Raw genomic sequence first — 4500 nt, forward strand, 5'->3', positions numbered from 1 at the left:
CGCCGACGTCAAGGACCTCACCGACCGAGAGAACGGCACCCGGCTGGTGATCGAGTGCAAGGTCGGCGTCAACCCGCAGGCGCTGCTGGCCGACCTGTACCGGCTCACGCCACTGGAGCAGTCGTTCGGCATCAACAACCTCGTGCTCGTGGACGGTACCCCGCGGACCCTGGGCCTGAAGGGCATGCTGGAGGTGTTCCTGGCCCACCGGTACGAGGTGGTCACCCGTCGCACCCGCTACCGCAGGCGCAAGCGGGAGGAGCGGCTGCACCTGGTGGAGGGGCTGCTCAAGGCGCTGGTCGACATCGACAAGGTGATCAAGCTGATCCGGGGCAGCGAGAACGCGAAGGCCGCCAAGGACGGGCTGATGACGCGGTTCAAGCTGTCCGACACCCAGGCCACCTACATCCTCGACACGCCGCTGCGCAGGCTCACCAAGTACGACAAGATCGAGCTGGAGTCCGAACAGGAACGCCTGCGCTCCGAGATCGCGGAGCTGACCACGATCCTGGATGACGAGTCGGTGCTGAAGAAGCTCGTGTCGAAGGAACTGACCAGGGTGGCCAAGGACTTCGGCACCGCGCGCCGCACGGCGTTGATCGACGGGGACCTCAAGGAGGTGCTGGAGGCGTCGAAGCCCGCGGGTCCGCTGGAGGTGGCCGACGACCCGTGTCAGGTGATCCTCTCGGCGACCGGGCTGGTCGCCCGGACGGCGGCGGAGTCCGAGGAGGCCGTCGAGGGACGCCGGCGCAGCGGTCGTGCCCGGCACGACGCCGTGGCGGCCATGGTGCACACCACCGCGCGGGGGCGGGTCCTGTTCGTGACGAACCGGGGCCGGGCGTTCCGGACCGACGTCCTGCCGTTGCCGGTGCTGCCGGAGCAGGTGGGCACCGTGTCGCTGCGCGGCGGGGTGGCGGTGCGTGAGCTTGTGCCCCTGGAGTCGGGCGAACGGGTCGTCGGTGTGGCACCGCTGGGGGAGCAGGCCGAGGGTTCGCCGGGGCTCGCGCTCGGCACCCGGCGCGGGATCGTGAAGGTGTGCGCGCCGGAATGGCCGGTGCGGTCGGACGAGTTCGACCTGCTCACGCTCAAGGACGGCGACGAGGTGGTCGGCGCGCGGTGGCTGACCGACGGTGCGGAGACCTTGGCGTTCGTGTCGTCGCAGGCGTCGCTGTTGCACTACGACGCCTCGCTGATCCGCCCGCAGGGGCTCCGCGGCGGCGGGGTCGCGGGGATCTCGCTGTCCGGCGACGCCGAGGTGGTGTTCTTCGGCGCGGTGCGCACCGACGACAGTGAGCACGGCGAGCCGATGGTGATCACCGCGACCGGGGAGACGGTGAAGGTGACCCCGCTGGCGGAGTACCCGGCGAAGGGCCGCGCCACGGCGGGCGTGCGGGCACAGCGGTTCCTCAAGGGGGAGGACCGATTGACCACCGCGTGGGTCGGCCCCCGCCCGGCGGCCTCGACGGCCAGGGGCGAGATCGTGGAACTCCCCGACCCCGACTCCCGCCGCGACGCCTCGGGCACGGCCCGGGACACCACCCCGGACGTCGTCGGCCGCCTCATCGAACGCGCCTGACCCACCACCCGCGAGTCGCCACCCCCGCACCGCGAGTCGACGTTCCAGCACGGCGAGTCGACGCCCCGAAATGCCGACTCTCGGGTGTGGTGAGGTGACGCACGGTGCTCCGGTACGGACGTCGACCCGTGGCGCGGGGGCGTCACCTCGTGGCATCCGGGTGGCGACTCGCCGTGCTGGGGTGCTGACTCGCGGCGCTGGAGCGGCGACTCGCGGGGCGGTCAGGTGGCCCAGGTTTCGTACGAGGTCCAGGCTTCGAGTTCGGCGCGGGTCTCGAAGCGGCGCGGGGTGCCGGTGAGCGGGTCGTCGAACTCCAGCGCGGTGGCGAGCAGCTGGAGTGGGCGGCGGAAGTCGTCGTCGGCGGTCTCGACGACCTCCGGGAACAGGGTGTCGCCCAGGATCGGCACGCCCAGGCTGTTCATGTGCACCCGGAGCTGGTGCGTGCGCCCGGTGCGGGGCAGCAGGCGGTAGCGGCCGAGGCCGTCCCGGTGGTCGAGCAGCGCGATGTGGGTCTCGGCGTCGGGTTCGCCGGGCACCTCCTGTGCCGCGAACACACCGCGCTTCTTGACGATGCGGCTGCGCACGGTCCGCGGCAGCGCCAACTCCGCGTCGTACGGTGCGACGGCCTGGTACTCCTTGTGCACCCGTCGCGCGCTGAACAGGGTCTGGTACGGCCTGCGCAGCTCGGGCCGGGTGACGAACAGCAGCAGACCCGCGGTGGCGCGGTCGAGCCGGTGCACCGGGCTCAGGCCCGGCAGGTGCAGTTCCCGGCGGGCCCGGGCGAGCGCGGTCTCGCGGGCGTGGCTGCCGCGCGGGGTGGTCGCCAGGAAGTGCGGCTTGTCGAGCACGACGAGGTCGTCGTCGCGGTGGACGACACCGAGCTCGAACGGGACGCGCACCTCGTCGGTGGCGTCCCGGTGGAACCAGACGAGCGTGTTCGGGGTGAACGGCGTGTCCGGTGTGACCGGTCCGTCCCGGGTCACGAAGCGTCCGTCGCGCAGCATCGCGTCGACGCGCCCGGCGGGCAGCCGGTGCAGCCGCCGCACGAGGAAGTCCCGCACGGTGGTGAACGGCCCGTGCGTGGGCAGCCGTACCCGGACGGCGTCGAGGCCGTCCCGCTGGGGCAGCGGCGAGGGGGGACGTCTGGTTCGGCTCATCGTCCGGCACTGTAGCCACCCGCGGGCCGGGGGTGGCCGTCACCGTCGGCACCGGTCGCGGGTGGGCGGGCGGCGGCCAGTTCCAGCACGATCCGCGCCGTGTCGGCGTCGGTGACGAGCGTGGACACCAGCCCGGAGCGCAGCACGGCGTCGACGGCCTCGGCCTTCGCGGGTGTGTAGCCGAGGGCGATCACCTCGGGCACCCGGCGCAGCTCCTCGTGGGTGATCCCGAGCACGTGCCGGTCCAGGCCCGTGGACAGGGTGCCGCCGTCGGTGTCGAACAGCCGCGCCGCGATCTCCGCCTTCGCGCCGCGCCTGCGGAGCGCGTCGCGTTCGGCGGGGGAGAGCGAGTCGTAGACGGTGGACTCGCCCTCCCGCCACGCACCGATGCTGACCACGGCCTTCGTGAGGTCGCGGAACCGGCCGAACGCGTCGGCGATGCCGGGTTGTCCGCGGAGGACGTCGGCGGTGTGCGCGTCGGGCAGCAGGAGCGGGGCGGAGATCGGGTAGGCGGGGCCGCCGGAGACGTCGGCCAGCCGGGACACCGTCTCCACGGAGCGGTCCCGCAGGTCCATGCCGGTCTGCACCCCGCACAGCTGCGCGACCGGGCAGCGGGGGAGCCGGGTGATCTTGCCGGCCATCACGTTCACCGACCGTGCCCAGGACAGGCCGAGGACGTCGGTGGCGGTGGTGGTCTCGGTGAGCAGTCGCGCGGCCAGGGCCCCGAGGCGCGCGCGCAGCTCCTCCCGGGTCCACTCGCCGTCGGCTCCGCCGAGCACGAACGCCTGCCGGAGTCCGTAGGCCGAGCGGAGGTCGTCGGACAATGCCGGGTCGACGGGTTCGCCGAGGTCGTACTCGAGGCGGACCAGGCCGGTGCGCAGCGCCGTGTCCAGGACACGGGCGACCTTGAACCGGCTGACGCCGAACTCCTCCGCGATCTCGATCTTGGACTGCCCCCGGACGTAGAAGCGGTGGGCCATGCCGGCGGCCCATACCGCGTCCGCCAGTCCGAACCCTTCCTCCCGTGTGCTCATCTGAGCATTATATCGCCGATTGTCCCGCATTCATTGACGAGTTTCGCTGTTGAGTCGTTCAATCCCTGCCCAGTAGAGCGTGAGAGGCGGATCACACGCTCAAACGAGCGGGAGGAAGGTGCGGAATGCGGGCGGTGGTCGTCGACGAGCCCGGGACGGTCCGGGTCGCCGAGGTTCCCGATCCGGTGCCGGGGCCGGGGGAGGTCGTCGTCCGGGTCGGGGCGTGCGGGATCTGCGGTACGGACCTGCACATCGCGGACGGGCACTTCCCGCCGACCCCGTACCCGATCGTTCCCGGGCACGAGTTCGCCGGGGAGGTGGTCGCGCTCGGACCGGAGGTGGGGGCGGGTCGCGCGGTGGGTGAACGTGTCGCCGTCGACCCGTCGCGGTTCTGCGGGGCCTGCGGCCCCTGCCGGGCGGGACGCGGCAACCTCTGCGCCGACTGGGGTGCCACGGGCGACACCGTCGACGGCGCGTTCGCCGAGTACGTCGCGGTTCCCGCTGCCACCTGCCACCGGATGCCGGAGGGCATGACGGACCGGCAGGGCGCGCTGGTGGAGCCGGTCTCGTGCGCGGTGCACGGCCTGCGCCGGATCGGCGTCGAGGTGGGCGAGCGGTTCCTCGTCGTCGGCGCGGGCACGATGGGCCTGATCCTGTCCCGCCTGCTGCGGGCCTCGGGCGCGCGGGTCACGGTCGTCGACCGCGACCCCACCCGGTTGCCCCGGGCGCGGGA

4 protein-coding genes are annotated in these 4500 nt (G+C 72.7%); 2 read left to right on the forward strand and 2 right to left on the reverse strand.

The features are described from left to right. On the forward strand, nt 1-1576 hold a 1576-nt coding region (locus SACHA_RS20495), incomplete at its 5' end, for a DNA gyrase subunit A (RefSeq protein WP_039738053.1). A 221-nt stretch (nt 1577-1797) separates the two neighbouring features. Here the strand turns inward: SACHA_RS20495 and SACHA_RS0105685 are convergent. Continuing rightward, nucleotides 1798-2733 carry a pseudouridine synthase gene (locus tag SACHA_RS0105685; protein ID WP_019807863.1) on the reverse strand — a complete coding sequence of 312 codons (936 nt, stop codon included), beginning with the start codon at nt 2731-2733 and terminating at the stop codon, nt 1798-1800. Continuing rightward, complete coding sequence (locus tag SACHA_RS0105690; protein ID WP_019807865.1) at nt 2730-3767, reverse strand: sugar-binding transcriptional regulator; 1038 nt, start codon at nt 3765-3767, stop codon at nt 2730-2732. The genes SACHA_RS0105685 and SACHA_RS0105690 overlap by 4 nt, the downstream gene beginning before the upstream one ends. A gap of 125 nt (nt 3768-3892) precedes the next feature. Here SACHA_RS0105690 and SACHA_RS20500 point away from each other — a divergent pair. After that, nucleotides 3893-4500, forward strand: a 608-nt coding sequence (locus SACHA_RS20500) for an alcohol dehydrogenase catalytic domain-containing protein (protein ID WP_157601604.1), incomplete at its 3' end; no start/stop codon positions are given.

The organism is Saccharomonospora halophila 8, from assembly GCF_000383775.1.
Classification (GTDB): domain Bacteria; phylum Actinomycetota; class Actinomycetes; order Mycobacteriales; family Pseudonocardiaceae; genus Saccharomonospora; species Saccharomonospora halophila.

Coding starts and splice junctions, on each gene's coding strand:
- SACHA_RS0105690 (WP_019807865.1), bottom strand. CDS start 3,767: ATGAGCACACGGGAGGAAGGGTTCGGACTGGCGGACGCGGTATGGGCC.
- SACHA_RS0105685 (WP_019807863.1), bottom strand. CDS start 2,733: ATGAGCCGAACCAGACGTCCCCCCTCGCCGCTGCCCCAGCGGGACGGC.